The organism is Pantoea coffeiphila (assembly GCF_016909495.1).
GTDB classification, from domain to species: Bacteria; Pseudomonadota; Gammaproteobacteria; order Enterobacterales; family Enterobacteriaceae; genus Erwinia; species Erwinia coffeiphila.
The window spans coordinates 409,817-434,278 of record NZ_JAFBFW010000003.1; the positions used below are offsets into that span (position 1 = coordinate 409,817).

Genomic DNA, 24,462 nt, shown 5'->3' on the forward strand with positions numbered 1-24,462 from the left:
TGAGAGTCCTTTAAAAAATGAATCGCCTTTGGGGTCTGGCGATCGGCATCCTGTCGATCGCACACGTAGCTATTGCCGAAAATCAGCCGGTTCCGCCGGTGGCACAAAGCCAGCCGTTTACCGTCGTGACGCACGCCGACAGCCGAGAAGATAACTACCACTGGCTGCGCGACGACACGCGAAAAGATAAAGCGGTGCTGGATCACCTCAACGCTGAAAACCAGTATGCCGCCGCGGTTGGCAAAGCGTGGCAGCCGCTGAGCCGCCAGCTCTATAAAGAGATGAGCGCGCGGCAGGCACAGGATAACTACTCCCAGCCCTGGCAGAATCACGGTTTTACCTATCAGAGCCGCTTCCCCGAGGGGGCCGATTATCCGCTGCTGATGCGTAAGCAGGGCGACGGCGAGTGGCAGCCGGTGATGGACGCGAATCCGCGCAGCAAAGGACATGCCTACTACGCCATCTCCCGCTATGCCGTCAGCGAAGATAACCGCTATCTCGCTATCGCCGAGGACACGCGCGGCGAGGGGCAGAACCAGATCGCCATTCTGGATATGCAGCAGCAGCGCTGGCTGCCGGATACCCTCGCGCAGACCTCGGGCGATATGGTTTTTAGCCGCGACGGCAGCGCGATTTTTTACGTGCTGAACCACCCACAGACCCTGACGCCGTATCGGGTGATGCAGCACATGCTCGGTTCCAGCGCGGCGGATCGCCAGGTTTACCAGGAGGACGATGACAGCCTCTACACCGGAATTTCGCGTTCGTCTTCCGGCGAATATCTGATTATCACCCTGAGCGGCAACGACACGTCGGAAGCCCGGGTGCTGTCGCTTAGCGTTCCGCAGGCCGAGCCGAAAATCATCCGCGCCAGAGTGAAAGGTCAGGAGTACTACGTCGACCACAACAACGGCCAGTTTTACGCGCGCAGTAACATCTGGGATAAGAACTTCGGCCTTTACGCCTTCGGTTATCCGGAAGAAAAATGGCATACCGTTGTCGCCCCTCAGCAGGATCGCGAGCTGGAAAACTTCTTCCTCTTCGACCGCTGGCTGGTGATTGCCCGGCGCAGCGACGGGCAGACCCATTTTGCCAGACTGACCCTCGCTGACGGCAAATGGCAGGATCTGACCTTCCCTGATAACAGCTATATGGCGCGCCCCGGCAGCAACGGTGATGCGGCAGCGAGCACCTTCAACTACATCTACTCTTCGCTGGATAAACCGCTGGGCTACTACCAGTGGGATCTGAATGACGGCCAGTCGCGGCTGGTTCATCAGAAGCAGGTTCCGGGAGTAGATTTAAGCCTGTACCGCAGCGAGTTTATCAACCTGCCCGCGCGCGATGGCGAATCGATTCCGGTGTCGCTGGTGTATCGCAAGGATCTGTTCCGTAAAGGGGAAAATCCGCTGCTGACCTACGGTTACGGCGCTTACGGCATCAGCCTGGATGCGGCCTTTAGCGCCCCGCGCGTCAGCCTGCTGGATCGCGGTTTTGTCTTCGCACTGGTTCACGTACGCGGCGGCGGCGAGAAAGGGATTAACTGGTATCTCAACGGCAAAAAAGAGCACAAGCCGAACAGCTTCAACGACTTTATCGACGCCTCCCGTGGGCTGGTTGAACTGGGCTATGGCAGCCCCGATCGGCTCTACGGTATGGGCGGCAGCGCCGGTGGCCTGTTGTTGGCCGGAGCGGTAAACCAGGCTCCGGAACTGTTTAAGGCGGTGGTGCTGCAGGTGCCGTTTGTTGACGTGCTGAACAGCATGCTGGACAAGACCTTGCCGCTCACCCAGCAGGAGTATGAGGAGTGGGGCAATCCTAACGATCCGGTTGCTTACCGGCAGATTAAGGCCTGGAGCCCTTACGACAATCTTACCCCCCGCGCCTATCCGACGATGCTGGTGACCAGCGGGCTATATGACTCGCGCGTTCCCTACTGGGAAGCCGCCAAATACGTCGCACGCCTGCGCACGGTCAACCGCAATCCCTCATCGCAAATCCTGCTGACCACCAATATGCAGGCCGGCCACGGCGGCCGCTCGGGGCGCTACTCCCGCCTTGAAGACTCCGCGCAGGCATTCAGTTTCTTGATTCACCTTGATAACAAAAATAGCCAGACACCAGGAGCACCGCGTTGAAATATTACTCTTTTGCTAACCTCGCGTTAGCCAGTTGCCTTGTTATACCTGCCGTTGCCAGCGCCGAAGGGGAAAAGGGCAGCACCGTCTTCTCCACGCTCAGCGTGTCGGACAGCAATCATAAAAAACAGGCCGATGATGTGGGGTCATCAGCCGAAACGTTCTCCACTCCGGGCGCAGTCAGCTCGCGGTCGGCCGATAAAAAGCTGCAAAGCCTGGACAATACCCTGCGCGGTATTCCTGGCACCTTCACCCAGCTTGATCCGCTGCAGAGCGGGGTGAGCGTCAACATTCGTGGGATGAGCGGGCTGGGGCGCGTTAACACCATGGTTGATGGCGTGACGCAGACCTTTTACGGCATGGCACCGACTAACTATCACGGTGGTAGTAATAGCGCCGCTTCCGTGCTGATCGATCCTAACTTTATCGCCGGGATTGATATCACGCGCGGCAACAGCGCGGGTTCGCAGGGGGTTAACGCCCTGATGGGCAGCGCCGGCATTCGCACTATCGGCGTGGACGATGTGGTGCAGGAAGGCCGCCAGGTGGGCGTGCTGAGCCGCTTCTCCGTGGGCGATAACGGTATGGGCCGCAGCGGCATGGTGTCGGTAGCGGGCAAGACTGAAGAGTTCGGTAACGGCGGCCAGCTCGGCGCGTTGGTGGGGATGAGCGGAACCACCACTTATGCCACCTATAAAAACGGCGCGGGGGAGAGCAGCAAAGAGTTTATCGGCAGCGATACCGACTACATGAAGCAGAACCCGCAGTCGCAGCTGTACAAGCTGGATTTCAGCCCGGATCGCTACAACAAATTTGAGTTTAACGGGCGCAACTACAGCAACACCTTCACTCGCCGTGATATCACCAGCGACGACTACTCGCTGCGCTATAAGTTTAACCCGCTCTCCGAGCTGGTGGGCGTCAACCTGTTGCTCAGCAGCAGCCGCTCCAATCAGAATTACGTGCCGGAAGCGTTCTGGAATTTCCCCAGCTCTTCCAGCACCAATAAATCTAACGCGGTGGATTTAAGTAACACCAGCCGCTTCTCGCTGGATGATTACGACTTCACTTTCCTGCTGGGCAGCAAGGTGATGAAAACCGATTACACCCGCCAGTATACGCAGGGTAGCGCCACCGATCGTAATGCATTTGCCCCTGCCGGTAAGCAGAAGATCGAGTCGCTCTATACCGGGCTGACGATCAATAAAGATATCTATCAGCTCGATCTGAACCTGAACTACACCCGCAGCAAGGTGAATGGCCGCAAGCCGGCCTGTTCCGATAAGGAGAAATGCTTCCCGCAGGGCGAGGCGGAGCTGGATCTTGACGATAAAGCCTTCAACCCGTCGGTGATGCTTTCTGCGCAGGTCACGCCGTGGCTGCAGCCGTTTGTCAGCTACAGCCACTCATCCCGTGCGCCAAACGTACAGGAAGTGTTCTTTGCTAACGAGGGCGGCGCGTCAATGAATCCGTTCCTCAAGCCGGAAAAAGCGGAAACCTGGCAGGCCGGGGCAAATGTGAATCTGGAAGGGCTGGTGGTGGAGAAAGATAAGCTGATGCTGAAAGCGCTGGTTTATCAGACTCGTACCAAAGACTATATCACCAGCGAAACATTCTTCCTGTGCTACGACGGTTCGCTGTGCAAGGATGTTGATAATGCAGATGACAGTTTTAACGCCAGCGTTTACGTTAACTCGCTCGCGCCGGTACAGTCGCGGGGCTATGAGGTGGAGGCGAACTATGATGCGGGCCTCGCCTATCTGAACCTTTCCTACAGCGAGCAGTACACCAACCAGCCGACCTCGATTGCCAGTACGTCAAATCTGTATGCCTACGACGATCTGGCCGATCTGCCGCGCCGCTATATTACGGCCGATCTGGGCGTGCGTCTGCTGGATGAGAAGCTGACTATCGGTAGCCTGATCAAATACACCGGCAGGTCTAAGCGCCTCGATCCTAACTTCTGGGATCATGATGATGTTTCCTTTGCGAGGAAGAACAGCATGCCGAAGATCCCGACGATTATCGATCTCTACAGCAGCTATCAGGTGACGGATAATTTGCAGCTGCGCCTGACGGTGCAGAACGTGCAGAACAGGGATTATGCGGAAGCGCTGAACCGCATGAACCAGGATTTGAGCACTGCGGCAGAGGGCGTGTCGGTGAATACGACTGCGCGTGGCCGTACGTGGGTGTTCGGTGGGGAATTCCGTTTCTGACGGGTTAGGCGTGAGTTTCTTCGCTGGTGAACGGTGGCCCGGAGGCCAGCCTCTGCGGCTGCCGGGCTGTCCTCGCGTTGTGCTGTGCGCGATGCCTTCAGCCCGGTTGGTGCTGTTTTTCGCTGGTGAACGGTGGCCCGGAGGCCAGCCTCTGCGGCTGCCGGACGGTCCTCGCGTTGTGCTGTGCGCGATGCCTTCAGCCCGGTTGGTGCTGTTTTTCGCTGGTGAACGGTGGCCTGGAGGCCAGCCTCTGCGGCTGCCGGACGGTCCTCACGTCGCGCCGTGCGCGATGCCTTCGGTTACGGCTTCGTGCCTTTCGGACCGGCATGGAGCGGGCGTCCTGCCCGCGCCATGCCTGACGCCAACGTCCTGTTGGCGTCTCCTGGCTCGTAGCCTCCACCTCAGCGCTGCGGGTTGTCCGGCAGCCGCAGAGGCTGGCCTCCTTTAACGTTTCATGCTCACTTTTAACTGCTTAACTGCTTAACTGCTTAACTGCTTAACTGCCTGACTGCCTGACTGCCTGACTGCCTGACTGCCTGACTGCCTGACTGCCTGACTGCCTGACTGCCTGACTGCCTGACTGCCCGATGGCTGAATTGCTGAGCGGCTGTAACTATGGTTTTAGGCGTCGCATATTTGTGAGTTCTTTAACGTCGAGAACCCATTTCAGAAATATGGACTAATACAGAAACAGAAGTGCCTTTTCTGAAGCAGCACCGGTACAGGTCGTATCACATTTCAAAATGAGATTTACGCGGTCGTATTGAGTTGTTCTGGAGTGATTTTTAACTGACAGACAGCACTGGTGTATGAAACGGGCTGGTTATTCCACGGGCGAGCATTTCGCAGCGTTGAACGTAAAAAGGAAGCCGGGATTTATTTCTCAGGCAACACGGAAGTCAGACAGTAGTCTGGTTGTATTACCGAACGGGCAATTCCCATCACTGAATGCGTTGAGAACGTCGGGATTTGTTCTTCAGACAACGCGGAAGTCAGATAGCAGGCTGGTTGTGCCCCCGGTCGGGCAATCCGCAGCGCTGAACGGAGAGAGGAAGCCAGGATTCGGCCGCATGGACGCGGCCGAAAGGCACAGCCGCGCAGGACGCGCGTCTGTGCCGGTCTGTCCGGCTGACGAGCGAAGTGAAGGTACCGCAAAGCGGCGCGAGGACCGCCCGACCGGGGGCACAACCAGCCAGCGCCAACTTCTGACTTTGCAAACAACCGTCTAAACCGATCCGTCTGGCTGACGAGCGAAGTGAGGGCACCGCAAAGCGGTGCGAGGACCGCCCGACCGGGGGCACAACCAGCCAGCGCCAACTTCTGACTTTGCAAACGACCGTCTAAACCGATCCGTCCGGCAGACGAACGAAGTGAGGGCACCGCAAAGCGGCGCGAGGACCGCCCGACCGGGGGCACAACCAGCCAGCTGTACACCGCCGCCATCGACAACGCCGCTGCGCTACCCCTAACGATTCACCAGCCTGGCCGGCAAAGCCACCACCAGCAGTGAACTAAGCAACAAACAAACCGCAAAAAACCACATCGCACCGCTGCTGCTGCCGGTCAAATCCAACGCCAGACCCATAATTGAATTACTCACCAGCCCGGCAATATTGGCCACCGAACAGGCCAGCGCAAATCCCGCCGCCGCCGCCGTACCCGTTAAAAAGGTCGCTGGCAGACTAAAGAACACCGGCACGGCACCAATAATCATCGCCTGCGCCAGTGAAAACAGCAGAACCGTTGCCAGCACGCTGTGCCCGGCAAACGTGCTGGCCGCCATCGCGCCCGCACCAATGATAAATGGCACAATAATGTGCCAGCGGCGCTCACGCATACGATCCGAACTGTAGCCAATCAGCAGCATCCCCACCAGGGCGGCCAGGCTCGGAACGGCCGTCAGATAGCCGATAGTACTGATACTGGTCACTCCGGCCTGTTTAATCAGCGTAGGCAACCAGAAACCCATGGCGTAGGCGCTTAGCAGAATCGAAAAATCGATGCCGCCAAGCATCAGTACACGGATATTTAACAGCCCGTCGCGCAGTCGATGCTTACTCTCGCGGCCCTCCCGCTCATCGATTTCCAGATCCCGCTGAACGCATGCCTTCTCCTCCTGACTCAACCAGTTCGCCTGTGCCACGCTGTTGGGCAGCACCCACAGCGTCATCACACCCAGTAACACGCTGGGCAGCCCCTCGAGCAGGAACATCCACTGCCAGCCTCTCAGGCCATGAAGCTGGTCAAAGTGGGTCATAATCCAGCCCGACAGCGGTCCGCCAATCAGGCTGGATAGCGGCAGGCCAATCATAAATAGCGCGATGATGCGGCCGCGTCGCCACGATGGATACCAGCGGGTCAGATAAAACAGCACGCCCGGCAGGAATCCGGCCTCCGCGACCCCCAGGAAAAAACGCAGCGCGTAGAACTGCGATGGTGTCTGTACCATCAGCGTGGCGGCAGAGAGTAACCCCCAGCTGATCATGATGCGGGCAATCCAAACGCTGGCCCCTACGCGCTGTAGGATCAGGTTGCTGGGCACCTCAAACAGAATGTAGCCAACGAAAAATAACCCGGCACCCAGACCAAAGGCGGTTTCACTCAGCTGCAGGTCGTTGGCCATTTGTAGCTTGGCAAGGCCAATATTGATGCGGTCCAGATAGGCAGCCAGATAGCACAGGCATAAAAAAGGAATGAGTCGCCAGGTGATTTTACGGTATGCCGCAATCGTTTGCGTTGCTGGCTGGATAGCCGGATGCACATCAGCATCAGTCATGGTTCTCTCCGGAATCTTAATGAAAGGCAGTGGGTAAAAGCGTACAAATTCTATCAGAGTTGGAACTTGGCGATAATCATTATCATTTAAAAGGGGCTTACAGGCCGGTATCTGCGTGACGGATCTCACGAGAGGCGGTGTTGTTTCGCACGCAAAGTTTGAGTTGTTGGTCTCGTCGGTTTTTACATTAACTTGCCAGACTGGCTTTTAGCGCACCGGTGACGATAATCAATTTACAGGTTATCTGATGCTTTAAATCGGCAGCAGGATAGCTTTTTTCTGCACTGGCAACGAGAATACCCCCATACTCACCGGCGCGGCTGGTGAAAATGTTATGTGGAGAGAGGTAACGCTATGCAACAGGGTCCCCTGACGGAAGAACAGCTGGAATGGCTGGATGATATTTTAATGAAATATTCTACCGACACTTCGCTGGTCGATGCCTCCGAACTGGACGGCATGTTGACGGCCATCGTGTCTGCTCCGGTAGCGGTCCCACCTGCCGAATGGCTGCCGGCTATCTGGGGCGGAGAGGAGGAGATGCCTGACTGGGAATCTGAAGAGGAATTCCGTCGTTTCCACGATCTACTTTCCCAACATATGAATGATATTGTCGATCGCCTGAGCGGTTATCCTGACCAGTTCGAGCCGCTGTTTGGTATTAACACCGTTAACGGTGAAGATTACACGGTGGTAGAGGAATGGTGCTTTGGCTATATGAAAGGCGTTGATCTGGGAGACTGGTCTTCTTTACCGCCATCGCAGGAACCTTCTCTGCTGGTCATCGCTTTACACGGGCGTGAAGAGAACTTTGAACGGCTGGAAACGCTCACCGTTGAAGAGTATGAAATCAGCGTTGAGGCCATTCGTCCTGCGGCCATCAGCCTGTATGTGAAGCAGCCACTGCACTAATTTTAAGAAAAAGACATTACTAACTGCGCAACAGGTACGACAAATCCTGTTACGCAGTTAGTTTATTGAACGTGTTTAATGTCCCGGGTGACCGAATAGTCAATTTATTTCTGACTTACATGGTGGAGAAGGCATTCATAATGACACCACCAGAAATAATCAGCAGCATGGCAAATATCGCGGGTAAATCGGGTTTCTGTTTGTATAAAATCATTGAGCAAAGCGTTACGCCCACAATACCAAAGCCACACCAGAGTGAATAAGCCACTCCTACCGGGATTGTGCTCATTGCCCTGGTCAGTGCAAAATAACAAACGGCATAGGCAATAATAACCAAAATAGAAGGTGCCAGTTTACTGAATCCGGAGGTTTTTTTTATCATTGAAGTGCCGGTTATTTCGGAACAGATCGATAATGCCAGCCATAAAAATCCCACGTTAGCCATGATAATTCCCCTTAGTGTGTTGGTGAACTTTTTTCAGTGAGTTCAGAGGATAGAGGTGTTGTTTCTTCTGCATCTTCACTGCCCATGTGGGAAAATAAATTCATAATAATGATGCCGCTGGCGATAACCAGCATGCCGATAATCGCTGCGGTATCGGGATGCTGGCCGTAAAACAGCATACCCAGCGTTGAAACGGTTAAGATGCCGGTACCTGACCAGGTGGCGTAGGCCAGGCCAACCGGGATATCTTTTACCGCCCGCGACAGGGAGTAGTAGCAGATACAGTAGAGCACAACGATAAGCCCCAGCAGCAGGGTTTTAGTCAGGCCTTCACTGTTATCAAACATTTTTAATGTTGAGGTTGCTGAAGTTTCGGAGACGATGACCAGCAGCAGCCATAGCCAGCATTTCTTTTTCGAAGACATGGGTAAACTCCTGAGTGATATATTTAAAATATAAATAATTAATGGCGAACTAAACGAATATCAAAATCAAAATTTTTAAATCTAGACTCCATGTAATTTAATTCTTCCGGTGTATATGAAGGATCGTTTAACACCGGATAGTCCATATCAAGTTTTTGATATTTGCTTTTACCAAGCTGGTGATAGGGAAGAATATCAATGCGGCGAATATTTCCGCGTCGGGAAAGTTTTTTTATATAATCAATTGCGGTGAGCACGGATTCTTCAGAGTCATTGTAACCCCGCACCAGTGGAATGCGGACAACGACATTGGCTCCTGAATCAACCAGCCATTCCAGATTTCGCTTAACACGTTCGTTGCCCATGCCGAACAGTGTTTTATGGTTCGCGCTATCCATTTCTTTCAGATCGAATAAAAACGTGTCCGTAACGGCTGCCAGTTTTTTATAATTTTCCAGCGGCGTTGTTCCCTGCGTTTCTACTGCCGTATTGATCATGACTTTTTTGCATTCGCTAAACAGCGCAACCGCGAAATCCGTTTGCAGGCTCATTTCACCGCCGCCGATAGTGACGCCACCGCCAGAAGAGGTATAGAAAAAGTAGTCCTGCATTATCACTTCCATCAGTTCACTGACGGTGTAATCTTTACCGACGATGCTGATCGCATCCTGGGTGCAGATTTCTTCGCATTTCCGGCAGCCGCTACAGCCCGCTTCCCTGTTGATGAAATGTTTTAAGCTGCCGTTGATATTGGCCCGGTAGTGGGTACCCGAAGGACACACGCTGACGCAGTCACCGCAGTTAATACATTTATCGTGGGAGTACATCACCTGAAAGTTGCCGTTCAGGCCTTCCGGGTTTGAGCACCAGGGACAGCTGATATTGCAACCTTTGAAAAAAATCAGCGTGCGAATGCCATCTCCATCATAAATGGAGTATTTTTGGATATTGAAAATCCGCCCCGTTAGTTCCTTAGTGGTCATCATTTCTACCTCATGAATCTGTGTGAACGTCCCTGTTCATCGTTCTTCCCTGTGGATTACCCTCAGAATCCGTCAATTACCGTACGGCTGATAATTTCATCCTGAACCTCTTTGCACAGCTCAACGAAGTAGGCGCTGTATCCCGCCACGCGCACAATCAGGTCGCGATATTTTTCGGGCTCCTGCTGGGCTTTTTTCAATACTTCGTTGTCGACATAGCTGAACTGCATCTGGCCATTGCCCATAATTGAGGCGGTGCGCAGCAGCGTGATCAGACCGATGCGGCCTTCAGGCGTGTCGAGCAGCCCTTTCAGGAACTTGAAGTTGTGCACCATGCCAATGTTCATGGTTTCCACGTTCATTTTGCTGACCGATTTGATGATTGCCGTTGGCCCCTGTTTGTCAGCGCCCTGGGTTGGGCTGATCCCATCTGACAACGGCATCCATGCCAGGCGGCCGTTAGGTGTGGCATTGGTCAGTTCACCAATTGGCGTGTTGTTAGAAATCGACAATGTGCCGTGGCTGAGGGTGGAGTAGAGCATGTCGTATTTGCGGCACTCTTTCTCGGTCCATTCGGTAATGTCGGCGGCGTACTGATCAACGTAGTTATCATCATTGCCGTATTTCGGCGCGTTCAGACAGTCGCGGCGCATTGCCTCGTAGCCTTCGAAGTTGGCCAGCAGCGCATCACGCAGCTGTTCCAGCGTGTATTTTTTGTCTTCGTAAACCAGCTTGCGGATGGCCGCCATTGAGTCAACGTAGGTCGCCAGCCCGGAGAAGATCAGGCCCGGACCGTGGTTGATCATTGCGCCGCCTGCGGCAACGTCTTTACCGCTTTCCATACAGCCCTCGACCAGCAGGGACATCAGCGGTTTTGGTGCCACGTCACGGTGTACGCGCTGGCTGATAACGGTGCCGATAGCCGACAGGCGAACAATATGCTCAACCTGCTTTTTGACCGCAGCGTCAAACTGTTCGAAGGTTCGCAATTCACGCAGATCGCCGGTATCCAGGCCCTGATGACTGTCAAACAGCACCATACGCCCACGGTTCAGTACAAATTCAATCGCCATTGGCCACTGGGTATAGCCGGTGGAGGTCCACTGATAGATACGACCCGATTTCTGCGGTTCCACGCAGCCCATCAGGCAGTAATCACGCGCATCGTCGAAATCAAAACCTTTGCGCAGCATCATGCGAATATGCGAGTCATCGAAGTGACAGGCCGGGAAGCCCATTCCTGCTTTCACCACATCGACAATTTTTTCCATGTATTTTTGCGGTGACTGGTTGTGAATACGGCATGCCAGCGACGGCTGGTATACCTTCACGAAGCGGACCGCATCCATAATCAGGTAGGTCAGGTCGTTACAGGCATCGCCGCCCGTGCGTTTCTGGCCACCGACCGTGAGGTTGATAAAGGGCTGATAGCCGGCAAAGTACTTCGCGCCTGATTCGCTGGACATCCACATCAGCTCAGCACATTTGATGATGAAGGCCTCCATCATTTCCAGTGCGGTCTCCTCGGTGAGGCGGCCTTCACGGATATCGGCTTCATACATCGGGTAACAATATTGATCGACGCGGCCCAGAGACAGACCGGTCTGGTTTTCTTCAACTTCAAACAGCGATTCGACGGTCCAGATACTTTGCAGCGCTTCCTGCAGCGTTTTTGGCGGATTAGCCGGTACGTTTTCGTTAACCTGTGCAATGTTCAGCAGCTCGGCTTTACGCTGCGGTTCTTTCTCCGCCGCCGCCAGTTCGCGGGCGCGTGCTGCGATACGCTTAGCGTAGTTAACCACGCCGGTGCAGGTTTCAATTGCCGCTTTGTAGAAGTAAATCCGGTCTATATCTCCCGGGTTTTCCATGCTCAGTGCCGCCAGATGGGCTTCGGCATCGGCTTTAATTCCGTTCATCCCTTTGGTAAACAGCAGTACGTCGTAGCCAGGGCAGGTATCGCCGCCGCCGTTAATCTGGTGATACGAGAGATCGCTGACGAAGGTTTCACCGCTGAAAGCCCACACGCCGGCTTCGCGATACTGTGCTTCACAGATTTCATCCAGCGAACGGCCTTCCCAGAAGGGAACGATTTCTTCACGGATAGTTTTTTTATCTTCTTCGCTGATGACGAAAGGGTCCTGTGGACGTGTACCCATCGTATCCAGTTCATCCCGCACCCAGCGCCAGGCGATGTCCGGTGAGAACGCCCCCGCCCGGGGCTTGCCGCAAGGATGGCCCACGATCAGTTCCTGGTCCTGAATCAGGATTGGTGCCGTTTCACAGGCGTGGCGGAAGGCTTTTGCTCGCAGCAGGATAACAGGCAGGCCGGGATTGTTTTTTACCACCTCGGTAAACGCTAAAGCGCGGTAAATTGAAACGCTTGGACGGGCTTCAAGGTAGTGCTGACGAAGATATTGCAGTCGCGGTGACAGCCCTTCAGTCACGCCGTTTTCATGCTGAGTGGCAGGAATATCTGTGGCGCTGAAGCTTTTCTTCGGCACATTGTTATGTACGGGAGTCGCTAAAGTATCATGTTCCATATTACTCTCCTGAATCTATTCCAGTCGTTCTTAATACGGGTGCGAGCTGTGCTCGCGGTGACGGCCACCTGTGGAAGAGGTGGCCGTTGTCCAGAGTGTGGTTATTGATGGAGCACCGTTATTACCGGGCCATACTCATGGCCAGAGAAACGGCTACTGGCGCAGGTCTTCAATCGATCGAACACCAAATCCGACTTTGCGAATATTGACCAGGTTCATCGGCCCGACGTTATCAGACGTTGAACCACCGCCAATGGCACCGCAACCCAGCGTCAGCGCCGGAGTGAGGTTAGTGGTGGCCCCAATGGCCCCCAGCGCTGCCGGAGTATTAATCAAAATACGATGGACGGGTTTTTCCAGACTGAACTGGCGGATAACTTCCTGATTCCGCGTATGAAGCACCAGCGTGTGGCCGAGCCCTTCGTTGTTTAACAACTCCACGACTCGATCGCAGGCCGATTTCCAGTCATCTTCGACGTACAGTCCCAGTACCGGGCACAGTTTTTCGCGCGAGAAAGGATTTTGTTTTGAAACAATGGTTTGTACAGAGACAAGTACGCGAGTATTGGTTGGAACGCTAAAGCCGGCCATCTGGCTGACGGTCAGTGCAGTTTTCCCCACCGTTTCCGGGTTGATGGTGTTGTTGGCACGCATCAGTAGGGCGGAAATTTTCGCGCTCTCCTCTTCATTCATGAAGTATGCACCCTGCGTTTTCAGCTCGCGTTGAGTCTCTTCCCAGATGCAGCGTTCAACGATAATCGACTGTTCGGAAGCACAGATAACCCCGTTATCGAAGGTTTTACTGGTAATGATGTCTTTCACCGCCTGGTGGACGTCTGCCGTACGTTCGATAAATGCGGGGCCGTTACCCGGACCGCCGCTAATCGTTGGCGTGCCGGATGCATAGGCAGCTCGTACCATGCCTTCACCGCCCGTAGCCAGAATGAGGGAGACGTCTTTACTGTGCATCAGTTCCTGCGTTGCTTGCAGGGTCAGTTCGGTAATGCCGCTAACGATGCCCGCCGGTGCTCCTGCGGCTTCAGCGGCCTTTCTTACAACGTCGATAGCTTTCCAGCTGCATTCACGTGCACCGGGATGCGGGGAGAAAACGATGGCGTTGCCGGATTTCAACGCGATGATGCTTTTATAGAAGATGGTAGATGTGGGGTTAGTGGAAGGGACCAGAGCGCAAATCACGCCTAAAGGCACGCCCACATCCATCACTTTTTTTTCGTTATCTTCGTGGATAATTCCCACGGTTTTCATGTCTTTAATTGATTCATAAAGGAAGGTTGATGCAAAGGTATTTTTAAGTACCTTATCCTGCCAGTTGCCAAAGCCGGTCTCTTCACAGGCCAGTTTTGCCAGCGGTTCGGCCTGGGCAGCTGCTTCTTTGGCAACGTTTTTTACGATGGCATCAATTTGCTGCTGTGAAAATGTGGCCAGAACCGCCTGCGCTTTCTTAGCATTACGTACCAGATCCCGCGCGTTCTGCCGGGAGAGTAAATCCTTATCCATTGTCATCATCAGTTATCCTTAATCAGGGTCAATAAAGAAAACCAGGCGCATCAAATTGTTGCTTTGAGGCGATGAGTTCACTATCGCCGATACGCGGTTGAACTTGTGCTGAACAACAGCAATAAGAACACCGACTACATCGTGATTAAAATGCGTAACGAATGCTCTTAAGCTCACTATATCCCTGAATATGGAAATCAAAATTTAAATTCAGATTGTTGAGGTTTTTAGTTTTTTCATCTGATATTTAGCGTTACTAAGCCCTGTATTTACTTGTCTGTGCTGGTTTTTACTGTGGCTGTGGTTGATTAAGCATGCCTGATTTCCAGGTTATTCGCAGGCGTGTCACTTTGTTAGCCCGATGCTAATGGTTTGAATATGAGTAAAGACAACCCCACATAAAACTGTGGCATGCTTCATATTTCACTGGGTTTTTTAGCGTAGCGCTAAATACATAACGTGCTGTTTTTCAGCCTTGCGGATAGGACGGTGGCGTTATTAAAGTTAATTGAAAGTGCTGCCGGATTTTAGGGTGCAGATATATAAAGGTGAGTTGATTGAGCTGAATAACACGGTTTTGCTGCTTAGCCTGCGTGCATTCAGAAACAGACCATCGCGACTGTCTGACATCTCGCGCATGAAATAGTCGAAGATGATATCGGGCGACCTGTCTATCGAAGAGGCGCTCGCCTGCCACTGATTAATCATGTAGTGATTTTCCGCCGCTGAGACGTGCCTGACACTGTAGGTAAATTTGACGTAGCGCTGAAGATAGAGAGAGCCTTCATCCGAATCGGTATAGCCCTCCACGACCATGGAGCCTTTCCCACTCGGGCCGAAGTTGAAGTGAACCGAACCGTTCACGTTTTCCTTATCCATATTTTCAAATCGCATGATGACCCGCGACGAGCAGTCAATTTGCGTTGAGGCCTGCTGCGGTAGCAAACGGCAGCCGGTAAATACCGCCGTTGCGCTAAATATCATCAGCGAAACGGCAAAAAAAGATCTGGGATACATCTTCATTTTGGCTCCCATGAATAATAAAAGTAGTTATCACAGTAACCGTAAGGGATATTGCCATGAATGGCGCAGTGAGCGAGGAAAACGCGACCTAATCCTTTGGTCTGTAATTTGTCGCTGTAGAAAAATATGTATTGCTGCCCCGGATTGCAGGTGAGATTAAGTTTTTGTAAAACATTAAAAAAATTCTTCTCATAGTCGTGAGTCGTTACTGAGCCGACCATATCTGTTGTACCTGACAATTCGCAGCCCCGGCCTGAAACAGAAACGGGGGAGAGAGAAACCGGGTTGAGGCGATTTATCAGGGATAAGGGGAGCATCAGTAGCGATAGAATCAGTAATACGGCGCTGGCCATATTCCAGTTAATTTTCCCGGCCTTTGGAAAAGCATTACGGTCTCTCACCACCTTTGGCGGCATCGTCCGGTCAGAATGCACTTCTGGTGCGGGTTGAAGAGAAAGGCTATCGAGCATCTCGACTGCAATATCCGGATTAAACTGCAAATTACCCCGCGAAATGGTCAAAATAATATTTTCTATATCATAGTGGCGGAATGTTTTGCGCAGCATGCTCAGATACTGATTAAGGTTGCTGTTTGATGATGTTAATCCATTATCATCCCAGACTTTTTTTAGCACGTCTTCCCGGCTAACTACCTCCTGATGCTGCAGGAAGAACAGCAGTAGCGCGCTGGCAGTAATCGAGAGCTGGGCGTCCGGAGTATTACTGCCGGGCAGCGTAATGGTTCCGTCTGCGGCGTCATAAATAAGACTGGCGTTAATGTTGTATCGCATTGGCAGCTCATCCATGTTGCCCGTCATTAAGCAAAGTCATTATGAGATTGCTTACCCGTGTCTCAATGAAGTTCTCCGTGATTGAAAATGCCAGGAACGAAGCCGGAAAAATAGTCAGGTTATGAGATTTATTTTACAGGCAGGATCATACCGATGAGCAGGTATGATCCTTCTTGATCGCGATCAACGGTGAGCGGCGTCGTTGAAGATTATCCAAATACTGTGTGGCTTTTCACAAATATCTGATTTTAGTAATCTAAACAAATGACAGTGTTAATCATTATGGTACTGCGAGTAAGTTCGATTACCAGCCTGCGACGGCACCACCATTGAAGATTTTATCCGCAGCGGCCGCCACTTCCGGCGACTGATAGGATTTAATAAAATCGCGAACGTTCTCAGCGTCTTTATTCTCTTCACGGGTCACGATGATATTCACATAAGGTGACTGCTTATCTTCAATAAATACGCTGTCACGCACCGGATTCAGCCCGGTTTGTTGAATATAGGTGGTGCTGATAATTGCCACCGTCACTTTGGCATCATCCAGCACGCGGGGCAGCTGTGCGCCTTCCAGCTCCATGATTTGCAGATGCAGTGGGTTAGCGGTGATATCCACGGCGGTGGGCAACAGGCCCGTATCCGGTTTGAGCGTAATCAGTTTTTCTTTTTGTAACAGCAACAGTGCGCGGCCAAGATTGGTGGCATCATTTGGAATGGCGATGGTGTCGCCTTCTTTCAACTCACTGATTGTTTTTATTTTTTTAGAGTAACCAGCCATTGGGAAAACAAATGTATTGCCAACCGCAACCAGTTTATAACCATGGGCTTTATTATCCTGCTCAAGGAACGGTCGGTGTTGGAACACGTTGGCATCCAGATCGCCGCCTGCCGTAGGTTCATTAGGCAGCAGAGAACCGCTGAAACCAACCAGTTCAACATCTAATCCGTATTTCTCTTTAGCGACCGTTTTCGCAACTTCAGCAACATCCTGCTCCGCACCGTTAATGACGCCAACTTTAATATGATGGCTGTCAGCGGCTTTCTGATCGCAGCCGGTGAGTAGTAATCCCAACAGAAGCGCAGTAGTGGTAATGGAACGAGTTATGGCAGGCTTAAACACGATATTTTCCCTGAATTCAAAGAGGTAGAAGGCTGTCAAATAACCGTAATTCCGCGATCGAGTCAACCGTTCGGGCATATGATAAAAAAGAACAACTTATAATCAGATGATGTAAGGAGCGCGCGCGAGCTTTACGACATGGATTGAGTGGCGGGAGGACGCTTTAGTTTGAGCTGCTATGGCGCTCATACCAGTGCTCTATAAGTTCGGCCAGTTCATCTTCCTGCGTGTAGAAATAGCATGCGGGCACCTGCAGAATGGCTGCCAGGCGGCAAACCAGTTCAAAATCGGGTGTATGAATACCGCGTTCGTATTGGTTCATTCGGGTACTGGCGGTGGCTTCGTCAATTCCGGCTAAAATCCCCAGTTTCTGCTGCGATATCTTCATCCTTGTTCGCGCGTGTTTTAAACGTTGTGGCAGCATGTCGATCCTGACTTCTGAACAGATAACAGGATTCTCTTAGCCGCTCGAATAAAATGTACTAAGTAGAACTTAGTCTAATCGACAGGAGATACAGCAGGGAATGCGTTTTAACATTTAGTGTGATTTATGCTGCGAGTACCAGGCCAGCACCAGCCTGGCAAGTTCATCTTCCACCGTATAAAAATAGCAGGATGGCACGTCCAGGATAACGGCCAGACGGCATACCAGTTCAAAATCAGGCACGTGAATCCCACGTTCGTACTGGTTCATACGGGCACTGGCTGTAGCCTCGTCAATTTGCGCTAAAACGCCCAGTTTTTGCTGCGATAGCCCTTTTCTCAGGCGAGCCTCTTTTAAACGATGTGCCAGCATAATAATCCCGGTATTGAAACAATTAACGGGATTCTCTTAGTTGCTAATGCAAATTGTACTAAGTAATGCTTAGTGTTAAATTGAGCACGAAGCAGGAACTCACCGACACGCAGAGGATGCCATGACGAAACGACAGGATATGCACAGTGCAGATATTATTGCTGCGATTAAAAAACGTAAAAATTCACTGGCAGCACTTTCGCGTGAGGTAGGGCTGAGTTCGGGGACGCTGGCGAATGCACTGAAAAAACCCTGGCCAAAAGGTGAGTTTATTATTGCCGCCGCGCTGGATATGCACCCATCAGAAATCTGGCCAAGTCGTTATTATGATAAGCGCGGGCGCCTGCTCCCGCGTGAGAGACTTATCCGCCGCACGCAGGATGATGTTGCGGCGGATGATTCTGTTTTAAATGATGAGAAAGGGGATGCAGAATGAAATGCATGCCGAACATAACACAATCAGTTTGCCATAATGCTGGCGGCCAGCTGAGCGCTGCCTGACGAGTTACCAATCATCTCGGTAAGCAGGTTATTGACGCCATCACTCATTGGCGTGAAGCGGGTTTCATTCGAGCGGGCGACAACAATAAATACACCTACGCTGTACTGTGGCACCATCGCCATATAGGTAATAAAGCCGCCACCTCCACCGGTTTTTTCAATGATCCCCGGCCTGCCTTCGCGCGGAGCCATGTAAACCCATCCCATACCGAGTGCATCTGCACGTCCGGGGACATCCATCCCCTCTACTTTAGTGAGCTGGCTACGCTGGTAAATCATCGTTTGCAGTCGGTCAACATGGGCACTACGAGCCTGCACATCTGATGACAGGAACTGCTGCATCCAGCGACCCATATCATCCGGCGTGGAGTAAACCCCTCCGCTGCCAATCGCCGCCAGTGAGTTATTGCACGGACTGGGGTTTTTCGCCGGGATAATCAGACGCGCACACTGGTCTGGAGACGGTGTAAAAGTGGTATCTTTCATTCCCAGAGGTCGGGTGACTTTCTCCTGCAGCAGGGCCGGATAGGATTTACCTCCGGCTTTTGCCAGGGCATCACCCAATAAATCAAAGGCTAAATTAGAGTAGGAAGCAACCTGGCCGGGAGCTGATTTTAACTGGGCGGTACGCAGCCACGCCCAGCGCTGGCTGTTCGTAGGCCAGGTGAACACCGGACGCATCGCTTTACCGCCGGGCTGCTCACGAGGCAGGCCGCTGGTGTGTGTGGCAAGGTTAACCAGTCGGATGGGCTGCCCGTTCCAGGTGGGTACTCGGGCACCGGCAGGAGCGTACTTACTAAGAGGATCGTCCAGCTTGAGCCGACCTTCTTCTGCCAGTTTAACCATCAGTTCGCTACTCATCAGCTTACTCAACGAGGCGATACGGACCAGTGAATCCTTAGCGGGTGGCTGCTTGCTTCCGGGACGCACTACACCGCGGCTGGCGAAGATACGCTGGTTGGCATCAATAGCGACAATGGCCATACCGCTGGCTTTGGTGTTATAGAAAATATTATCGGCATAGCGATTAACCAGTTCGGAGGCCAGCAGCGGATCGGGCGTTTTCTGCGCCTGGCTTTGCATTGGCAGAGCAAGCACAGGTAAAAATATCAGGGCGTAGCGCAAAGATTTCAACGGGAAGGCTTTCCTGTGAGTGAATGGTTACTACGCCATAGTAATTTTTCTGTTTTTTACTGCAAGCCCTTCATGTGAATAAAAGTGTCACGACAGGTATCGAATGGAATCAATAGCGGGCAGGTGTTTCACTCTGGTAGAAAATAAAGCGCGGCGAATTCACAACGGTTTCGAAATAACCCCCGCGAAGGCATAAAAATACTGCCAATAGTACAAGCCGGGCGTTTGGTTAGCGGAATCTGGGTTAGCCGAAATTCTATATTTATCATTCGATAAAATGACAAGCGCCCCCGATGCCGGGGGCGGATTGTTTACTGCTGTGGCGATACTTGCAGGTCGATAAGTCCGATGCCCAGCCTGCGGGCAGCAAAACCATCAACGGTACCCAGCGTTGACTCGGCCGGTTCTGGAGGTACCAGGATGATACTGCGCGCACCTGAAGGATTGCTGACCTGTAACGTCAGGGTGGTATCGCTTTCGCCCAGAGAGATTTCCTGCTGCCAGTCACCCACCTTAACGACGACCGGGCGTAATGCGTTGTTGCCAAACGCGCGCGCCGTCAGCTTCAGCTGGAACGCTTCAGGCAGCGGTTCCAGATACTGTATGGTCACTTCCGGTAGCAGATTCGCATCAGACCAGCGGCCCCATGGCTCAACGTAGGACATACCGGTGATTTTCAGCACCTGCTGCGGTAGCCCCGGCAGGTTAAACAGAATACGGTCCGAGCGATATTTTAAATCGGCATCGGCGATTCGCAGGCGGGTTACGCTGCGCTGATACTGTTCGTCACTGCTGCTGTTGGTTGGGGTAAAGGTGATTTTCCCCAATGTACTGCCCGGTTTGAGCTGTTCAATATGCGGTTTCGCATTCAGCGTACCGTTGGCAATGCATAGCCCGTTATTCAGCGTCAGGGATTCGTCCCATACGCTGCCGATTTTGTAACAGCGATCGGCCCAGACAAATTTTTCATCAGGGGCAAATCTCGCCAGCTGCTGTTTCAGAGGCGTTGCCAGATAGGCATCAAGCTTGGGTTCAATCTTGTTTGGCATCACCGATAAAAGCAGCGGCAGCTTAAAGTGGGAACCTGAGAAACTGAATGTATTATTTTCGCTGTCTATTTTGTAATCCGAAATCGCTTTCGGGAAGTTCCACAGCTTTATAACGTCGGGCTTCCACTCGTTAATCTTTTCTTTGATATTCAGATAAGTGGCAGAAAGTGACGTGGATGAAAGCGAACTGCGCCCCAGACCGATAAAGTTATCTCCGCCCATGGCATCCAGTACGGTCGCACCGTTATCCAGCGTGCTGCGTTTGGCCGTGATAACTTTGCTGCTGACGTTGTCGCCGCGCAGCATGAAGAACAGGTCGCGACGATCGTGCTGGTTCAGGTACTTAAAGGCGGTGTTGTTCATCGCCAGGTGATCGGAGCCGACAACGATAATGGTATTTTTGAAGTACGGTGTTGCACGTATTCTTTCAATCAGCCGGGCAATATGTTCCTGGCCGCAGGCGACGGCAGCAAAAGACTTATTCTCTTTTCCATCAAATGGATAGGACTTTTTCTGGCAGCTGCGGGAGATGAATCCGTCTGGATGATGGGTATCTACGGTGAGTGCAAACAGCGAGAAGGGCTGATTTTTCTTCGCCAGCTCCAGATATTTATCGAAGACGATATCGAGCACGGTATCGTCGTACCAGCCCCAGTCGTTACGATAGTTCTGATCTTTCACCATGCTTTTTAATTCATTGAAACCATAAATATGGTCGAAGCCGTGGGAAGTGAAGAACAGATCTTTGCCGGCAAAGCTCAGGCTGGCTCCCTGATAGAAATAGTTCTGATAGCCGGACGCTTTAAGGATGTCACCCAGGCAGACGTTTTGCGGATAGAAGGTGGAAAGCGAGCTGGACGCGTTGCCATCAAAAGGCGCAAACAGCGGGATGCCGCACTGTGAGGCAACAATACCGGCAATCGTATATTCGGTCCCGGGCAGCTGTTCGGTGTTACTGAAATCGAGTGAGTCCGCTTTGATGCGGTTCAGTTCCGGGGCCAGGGCAGGAAACGCCTTATCATCAAAATAGGTACGTTCCAGGCTTTCCGCGTAGATATACACCAGGTTTGGGCGATCGCCGCGCAGGTTCTTCCCCGGCACCTTATAGTGACTGTAAAAGTCGGAATCCCCTTTCGCGACCTGTGATTTGATCAGATCGCTAACCTGCTGGTACGCCGGCGTTGTTTTAATGGATGCCGCAGCGAGTACCAGCGCCAGCAGGCTGTACAGTTTGCTGTAATTATGGTTTTTACGCAGACGTAAAACCCAGGATAAAAACAGAAATAGCAATAATAAACCGACGATCAGTCCAGCGGCCGGCATAATATATTTCTGTAATCCTGCGCCACTCAGACTGCTGGTTATCGTATAGATAACCGCGTCGTTAATTCCTTCACCGGTAAAGTAATTACTCGCAAAAAGTGAAGCATTTAGAATGATATAGATGCCCAGCAGCGCCAGTACGGCAGAAAACCACAGCTTATGTTGCCCCCCCTTCCAGGTGTAGAGAGCAGCAGAAGCGACAAACAATACTAAAGATAACCATTCTGAAACCATTGGATCGATTTTACCCTGTGTGTGACGCAATCCCTGTCAGGTAGCGGCGAGATGAAATGATTCGAGTTAACGAATTAATTTAACGCAGCGAATTATCTCTGGCAATAAATGGGGGGGACAGCGAAATGTGGGTGTCGAGGCCATTCAAGCCTGTCTGTTTAGGTTTTGTTTAACTTTCCCGGGAGTAAACGTAACTAATGTTAAGCAAAGCCGGTTTAACTCAGCTTGCTATGGCAGGGATATAAAACTCTTTTATATCATTTATTTATTTCTTCGTTATCTGCCATGTACTCTTACAGTGTTGATGAGAGAATGCATACGGTGAGCGATTGGGTAAAGATTACTAATCTTTCTTTTCATTCGGCAATAATTACAAAATTCAGATACGGCTCACATTCTCAATGGCTGTTTGGCACTTCTCCTTAGTTTGCGGGTAGGGCGTCACATCAGCCTGTTATGATGGGAAAAGACCCACGTAAAGGAAGGGGGGCGGTCGTAATGGCGAACCCCATCTCATTCTTTACCCTGATGGCCTGGGCGATAACTTTCCGGTGTTTTGCACGACGGCAAGTGAATTTCTGCGTTATGCAGCATGATTTTTAAGCGAACAAATAATGCTATTGTTTAACTGGTGTATAAGCAATAAGCACAAAATGATTAATTGCGATTGTTTTGAAATATATTGAAAACAATTATCGGTTATTTATTAAGGGGAAAAAGCACAAAATAATAAAATTGGTATGTTTTATATTAGTTTGTCCAGTGTAATATTTTGTTCAATATTTATTTTACAATATTACACAGGAATACAAGATGTTAATTAAAACACGTACGCTTGCTCAGGCAGTGGCGCTGGGACTGATTGTGGGCAGTGCTTCTTTCGCCGCTAATGCAGAAATTACCCTTTTGAAACAGGACCCTCAGGCAGGCGATCCGCTTAGCCGCCTGAACTTCACCGTGGGCGGCAGTATCCGACCACAGTTCAACAATATGACCGGCGACGGTGATAAAGGTTCATATAAACGTAACGGTTTTGATGGCGGTACGCGTTTCCGTTTCGCGGCAGATTATTATCTGTTCGATGATATTAGCTGGATCAGCTATTACGAACTGGGTGTGAATATCCCTGCGCTGTTCGACTGGGATAACCACCACGCCGACGGTGCAAATAATACCTCGCGTCGTATGCTGTATACCGGCCTTAAGAGCGCGACCTGGGGCCAGTTGACCTTTGGTCAGCAGAACAGCGTCTACTACGATGTTGTCGGCGCTAAAACCGATATCTGGGATTACGACATGCTGGGCCAGGCATCGGGTAACGGGATTAACGGCGATTATGACGGTTCTTACCGTAGCCGTAAGATGCTGAAATACAAAAATACCTTAGGCAATACCGACTTTTACGCTTCCTATCTGTTCTCCGACAATGAGTACCTGCCGGGTAACGGCCTGCGTTACAAACGTCAGGGTGGCGGCTCGCTGGGTGTGGACTACCACATCACGAAGGATCTGACCTGGGGTACGGCATGGAACTATACGCGCGCTGAAATGCGCAATCCTGGCAACGGCGATGATAAATCCTACGATCAAAATATCTTCGGTACGGCACTGAGCTGGACGCCGGATAACTGGACCTTCACCGCCGGCGGTGGCTGGTATGATAATTTCCTGACCACCAAGCAGGCTAATGTTCACAACTACTTTGCCGGTGATGCGTGGGGTATTGAATATCTGGCAGGTTATACCATTCCGGTACAGCAGTACGGGCTGAAATCAGTGATGCCGTATGTGATGGGTGACCGTCTGGAGTACGTTACTGGCCGCAACTACAAGCGTATCGACAACGGTCTGGGTGTTACCTTCAAGCTGGATTACGGCTTCCGTGTTGACTACGAACACGTCTTTACCTCAAGCACCGACAATCTGGGTGATATGAACCTGGTGCGCCTGCGCTACGACTTCTGATTTAACAGTGCTCCCCGACGGCTGTCGGGGAGCGTCTGCATCTGAATACGTCTTATAGTTCGCCGGTCAGGTACTGTGCCACGCCGTTACCGAAACTCCAGTCACCTTTCTCATTAGTGATAAAGGTAATCATCACATCTGAAGGCAGGATACCGCAGCTCTCTTTAAACTCGCGGCACAGCTCCGCCATAAAGAACTGCTTCTGCTCGCTGCTGCGCGGGCTGGTAAATACCCGCACCATCACCAGATTATCGGTTCGCTGTAAATCCAGACCGGTATCTTCAAATACCATCTGGTAACCTTTGTTTTCGTGAACAATCTGGTAGCGATCGCGCTCCGGTACTTTAAATGCTGCCAGCACTGCACGGTGCGCGGCATCAAGCAGCGTTTTCAGCTCTGACTCGGAACGGCCCTGAATAACATCAAATTGCAGTAATGGCATAATAACCTCGACACTCTCTATTGCTGGTTTTATTGGGCTGGTTCGCTGTGCTTTTATGGAAAGCTGTCAGCCTCTCCTGCTCGTCTCTGGTGATAAATTTACCCATAAACTCCGTTGGGAAAAAG

The 24,462-nt window shown here is 51.7% G+C and carries 18 protein-coding genes and 1 pseudogene; 5 read left to right on the forward strand and 14 right to left on the reverse strand.

The window, feature by feature from the left end:
- Positions 1-17: 17 nt before the first annotated feature.
- Both JOE09_RS11635 and JOE09_RS11640 read left to right on the forward strand, forming a co-directional pair.
- Complete coding sequence (locus tag JOE09_RS11635; protein WP_205065875.1) at positions 18-2,138, forward strand: S9 family peptidase; 2,121 nt, start codon at positions 18-20, stop codon at positions 2,136-2,138.
- Positions 2,135-4,357 carry a TonB-dependent receptor domain-containing protein gene (locus JOE09_RS11640; RefSeq protein WP_205065876.1) on the forward strand — a complete coding sequence of 741 codons (2,223 nt, stop codon included), beginning with the start codon at positions 2,135-2,137 and terminating at the stop codon, positions 4,355-4,357. The genes JOE09_RS11635 and JOE09_RS11640 overlap by 4 nt, the downstream gene beginning before the upstream one ends.
- A gap of 1,465 nt (positions 4,358-5,822) precedes the next feature.
- On the opposite strand, the gene JOE09_RS11645 is transcribed toward JOE09_RS11640, so the two are convergent.
- Complete coding sequence (locus tag JOE09_RS11645; RefSeq protein WP_200543485.1) at positions 5,823-7,133, reverse strand: MFS transporter; 1,311 nt, start codon at positions 7,131-7,133, stop codon at positions 5,823-5,825.
- Between the two features lie 354 nt (positions 7,134-7,487).
- Between JOE09_RS11645 and JOE09_RS11650 the strand changes: the two genes are divergently transcribed.
- Positions 7,488-8,045, forward strand: coding sequence for a UPF0149 family protein (locus JOE09_RS11650; RefSeq protein WP_205065877.1), 558 nt, complete (start codon positions 7,488-7,490; stop codon positions 8,043-8,045).
- A gap of 115 nt (positions 8,046-8,160) precedes the next feature.
- Here JOE09_RS11650 and JOE09_RS11655 read toward each other — a convergent pair whose 3' ends face one another.
- The 10 genes and pseudogenes from JOE09_RS11655 to JOE09_RS11700 form a co-directional block, all read right to left on the reverse strand.
- Entirely contained in the window at positions 8,161-8,490 is a 330-nt protein-coding gene (locus JOE09_RS11655) for a DMT family transporter (protein WP_200560234.1), read from the reverse strand.
- An 11-nt stretch (positions 8,491-8,501) separates the two neighbouring features.
- Positions 8,502-8,915, reverse strand: coding sequence for a DMT family transporter (locus tag JOE09_RS11660; RefSeq protein ID WP_205065878.1), 414 nt, complete (start codon positions 8,913-8,915; stop codon positions 8,502-8,504).
- A gap of 38 nt (positions 8,916-8,953) precedes the next feature.
- Entirely contained in the window at positions 8,954-9,901 is a 948-nt protein-coding gene (gene cutD / locus JOE09_RS11665) for a choline TMA-lyase-activating enzyme (RefSeq protein WP_205065879.1), read from the reverse strand.
- Between the two features lie 59 nt (positions 9,902-9,960).
- Entirely contained in the window at positions 9,961-12,399 is a 2,439-nt protein-coding gene (gene cutC / locus JOE09_RS11670; RefSeq protein WP_420830646.1) for a choline trimethylamine-lyase, read from the reverse strand.
- 198 nt (positions 12,400-12,597) lie between these two features.
- Positions 12,598-13,965 (reverse strand): annotated as a pseudogene (locus JOE09_RS11675) (acetaldehyde dehydrogenase (acetylating)); the annotation flags it as partial.
- Positions 13,966-14,460: 495 nt separating this feature from the next.
- On the reverse strand, positions 14,461-14,979 hold the full coding sequence (locus JOE09_RS11680) for a FidL-like protein (protein WP_205065880.1): 519 nt from the start codon (positions 14,977-14,979) through the stop codon (positions 14,461-14,463).
- A complete protein-coding gene (locus JOE09_RS11685) occupies positions 14,976-15,770 on the reverse strand; it encodes a winged helix-turn-helix domain-containing protein (protein ID WP_205066144.1) in 795 nt (264 codons plus the stop codon). The genes JOE09_RS11680 and JOE09_RS11685 overlap by 4 nt, the downstream gene beginning before the upstream one ends.
- 304 nt (positions 15,771-16,074) lie before the next feature.
- Complete coding sequence (gene nlpA, locus JOE09_RS11690) at positions 16,075-16,893, reverse strand: lipoprotein NlpA (protein ID WP_420830637.1); 819 nt, start codon at positions 16,891-16,893, stop codon at positions 16,075-16,077.
- A gap of 163 nt (positions 16,894-17,056) precedes the next feature.
- Positions 17,057-17,317 (reverse strand): helix-turn-helix domain-containing protein, encoded by a 261-nt coding sequence (locus tag JOE09_RS11695; RefSeq protein ID WP_205065882.1) that lies wholly within the window; start codon positions 17,315-17,317, stop codon positions 17,057-17,059.
- 114 nt (positions 17,318-17,431) lie between these two features.
- Entirely contained in the window at positions 17,432-17,689 is a 258-nt protein-coding gene (locus JOE09_RS11700) for a helix-turn-helix domain-containing protein (protein WP_105592551.1), read from the reverse strand.
- A 121-nt stretch (positions 17,690-17,810) separates the two neighbouring features.
- Here JOE09_RS11700 and JOE09_RS11705 point away from each other — a divergent pair, with 121 nt between their 5' ends.
- Positions 17,811-18,125 carry a helix-turn-helix domain-containing protein gene (locus JOE09_RS11705; protein WP_205065883.1) on the forward strand — a complete coding sequence of 105 codons (315 nt, stop codon included), beginning with the start codon at positions 17,811-17,813 and terminating at the stop codon, positions 18,123-18,125.
- A 23-nt stretch (positions 18,126-18,148) separates the two neighbouring features.
- On the opposite strand, the gene ampH is transcribed toward JOE09_RS11705, so the two are convergent.
- Positions 18,149-19,273 carry a D-alanyl-D-alanine-carboxypeptidase/endopeptidase AmpH gene (ampH, locus tag JOE09_RS11710; protein WP_239553063.1) on the reverse strand — a complete coding sequence of 375 codons (1,125 nt, stop codon included), beginning with the start codon at positions 19,271-19,273 and terminating at the stop codon, positions 18,149-18,151.
- Between the two features lie 362 nt (positions 19,274-19,635).
- The gene (gene opgB / locus JOE09_RS11715) at positions 19,636-21,930 is read right to left on the reverse strand and encodes a phosphatidylglycerol--membrane-oligosaccharide glycerophosphotransferase (protein WP_205066145.1); all 2,295 of its coding nucleotides are present in this window, start codon (positions 21,928-21,930) and stop codon (positions 19,636-19,638) included.
- An 813-nt stretch (positions 21,931-22,743) separates the two neighbouring features.
- Here opgB and JOE09_RS11720 point away from each other — a divergent pair.
- On the forward strand, positions 22,744-23,895 hold the full coding sequence (locus JOE09_RS11720) for a porin (RefSeq protein ID WP_105592548.1): 1,152 nt from the start codon (positions 22,744-22,746) through the stop codon (positions 23,893-23,895).
- Between the two features lie 52 nt (positions 23,896-23,947).
- Here JOE09_RS11720 and JOE09_RS11725 read toward each other — a convergent pair whose 3' ends face one another.
- Positions 23,948-24,337, reverse strand: coding sequence for a tautomerase family protein (locus JOE09_RS11725; RefSeq protein ID WP_205065884.1), 390 nt, complete (start codon positions 24,335-24,337; stop codon positions 23,948-23,950).
- Positions 24,338-24,462 lie beyond the last annotated feature (125 nt).

What these genes read in the sequence shown, in the direction of transcription:
- JOE09_RS11720 (WP_105592548.1), top strand. Translation starts at nt 22,744, where the DNA reads ATGTTAATTAAAACACGTACGCTTGCTCAGGCAGTGGCGCTGGGACTG.
- JOE09_RS11645 (WP_200543485.1), bottom strand. Translation starts at nt 7,133, where the DNA reads ATGACTGATGCTGATGTGCATCCGGCTATCCAGCCAGCAACGCAAACG.
- JOE09_RS11635 (WP_205065875.1), top strand. Translation starts at nt 18, where the DNA reads ATGAATCGCCTTTGGGGTCTGGCGATCGGCATCCTGTCGATCGCACAC.
- JOE09_RS11650 (WP_205065877.1), top strand. Translation starts at nt 7,488, where the DNA reads ATGCAACAGGGTCCCCTGACGGAAGAACAGCTGGAATGGCTGGATGAT.
- JOE09_RS11705 (WP_205065883.1), top strand. Translation starts at nt 17,811, where the DNA reads ATGACGAAACGACAGGATATGCACAGTGCAGATATTATTGCTGCGATT.
- JOE09_RS11660 (WP_205065878.1), bottom strand. Translation starts at nt 8,915, where the DNA reads ATGTCTTCGAAAAAGAAATGCTGGCTATGGCTGCTGCTGGTCATCGTC.
- JOE09_RS11655 (WP_200560234.1), bottom strand. Translation starts at nt 8,490, where the DNA reads ATGGCTAACGTGGGATTTTTATGGCTGGCATTATCGATCTGTTCCGAA.
- JOE09_RS11700 (WP_105592551.1), bottom strand. Translation starts at nt 17,689, where the DNA reads ATGCTGGCACATCGTTTAAAAGAGGCTCGCCTGAGAAAAGGGCTATCG.
- JOE09_RS11725 (WP_205065884.1), bottom strand. Translation starts at nt 24,337, where the DNA reads ATGCCATTACTGCAATTTGATGTTATTCAGGGCCGTTCCGAGTCAGAG.
- cutD (WP_205065879.1), bottom strand. Translation starts at nt 9,901, where the DNA reads ATGATGACCACTAAGGAACTAACGGGGCGGATTTTCAATATCCAAAAA.
- JOE09_RS11685 (WP_205066144.1), bottom strand. Translation starts at nt 15,770, where the DNA reads ATGCGATACAACATTAACGCCAGTCTTATTTATGACGCCGCAGACGGA.
- ampH (WP_239553063.1), bottom strand. Translation starts at nt 19,273, where the DNA reads ATGCAAAGCCAGGCGCAGAAAACGCCCGATCCGCTGCTGGCCTCCGAA.
- opgB (WP_205066145.1), bottom strand. Translation starts at nt 21,930, where the DNA reads ATGGTTTCAGAATGGTTATCTTTAGTATTGTTTGTCGCTTCTGCTGCT.
- JOE09_RS11695 (WP_205065882.1), bottom strand. Translation starts at nt 17,317, where the DNA reads ATGCTGCCACAACGTTTAAAACACGCGCGAACAAGGATGAAGATATCG.
- JOE09_RS11680 (WP_205065880.1), bottom strand. Translation starts at nt 14,979, where the DNA reads ATGAAGATGTATCCCAGATCTTTTTTTGCCGTTTCGCTGATGATATTT.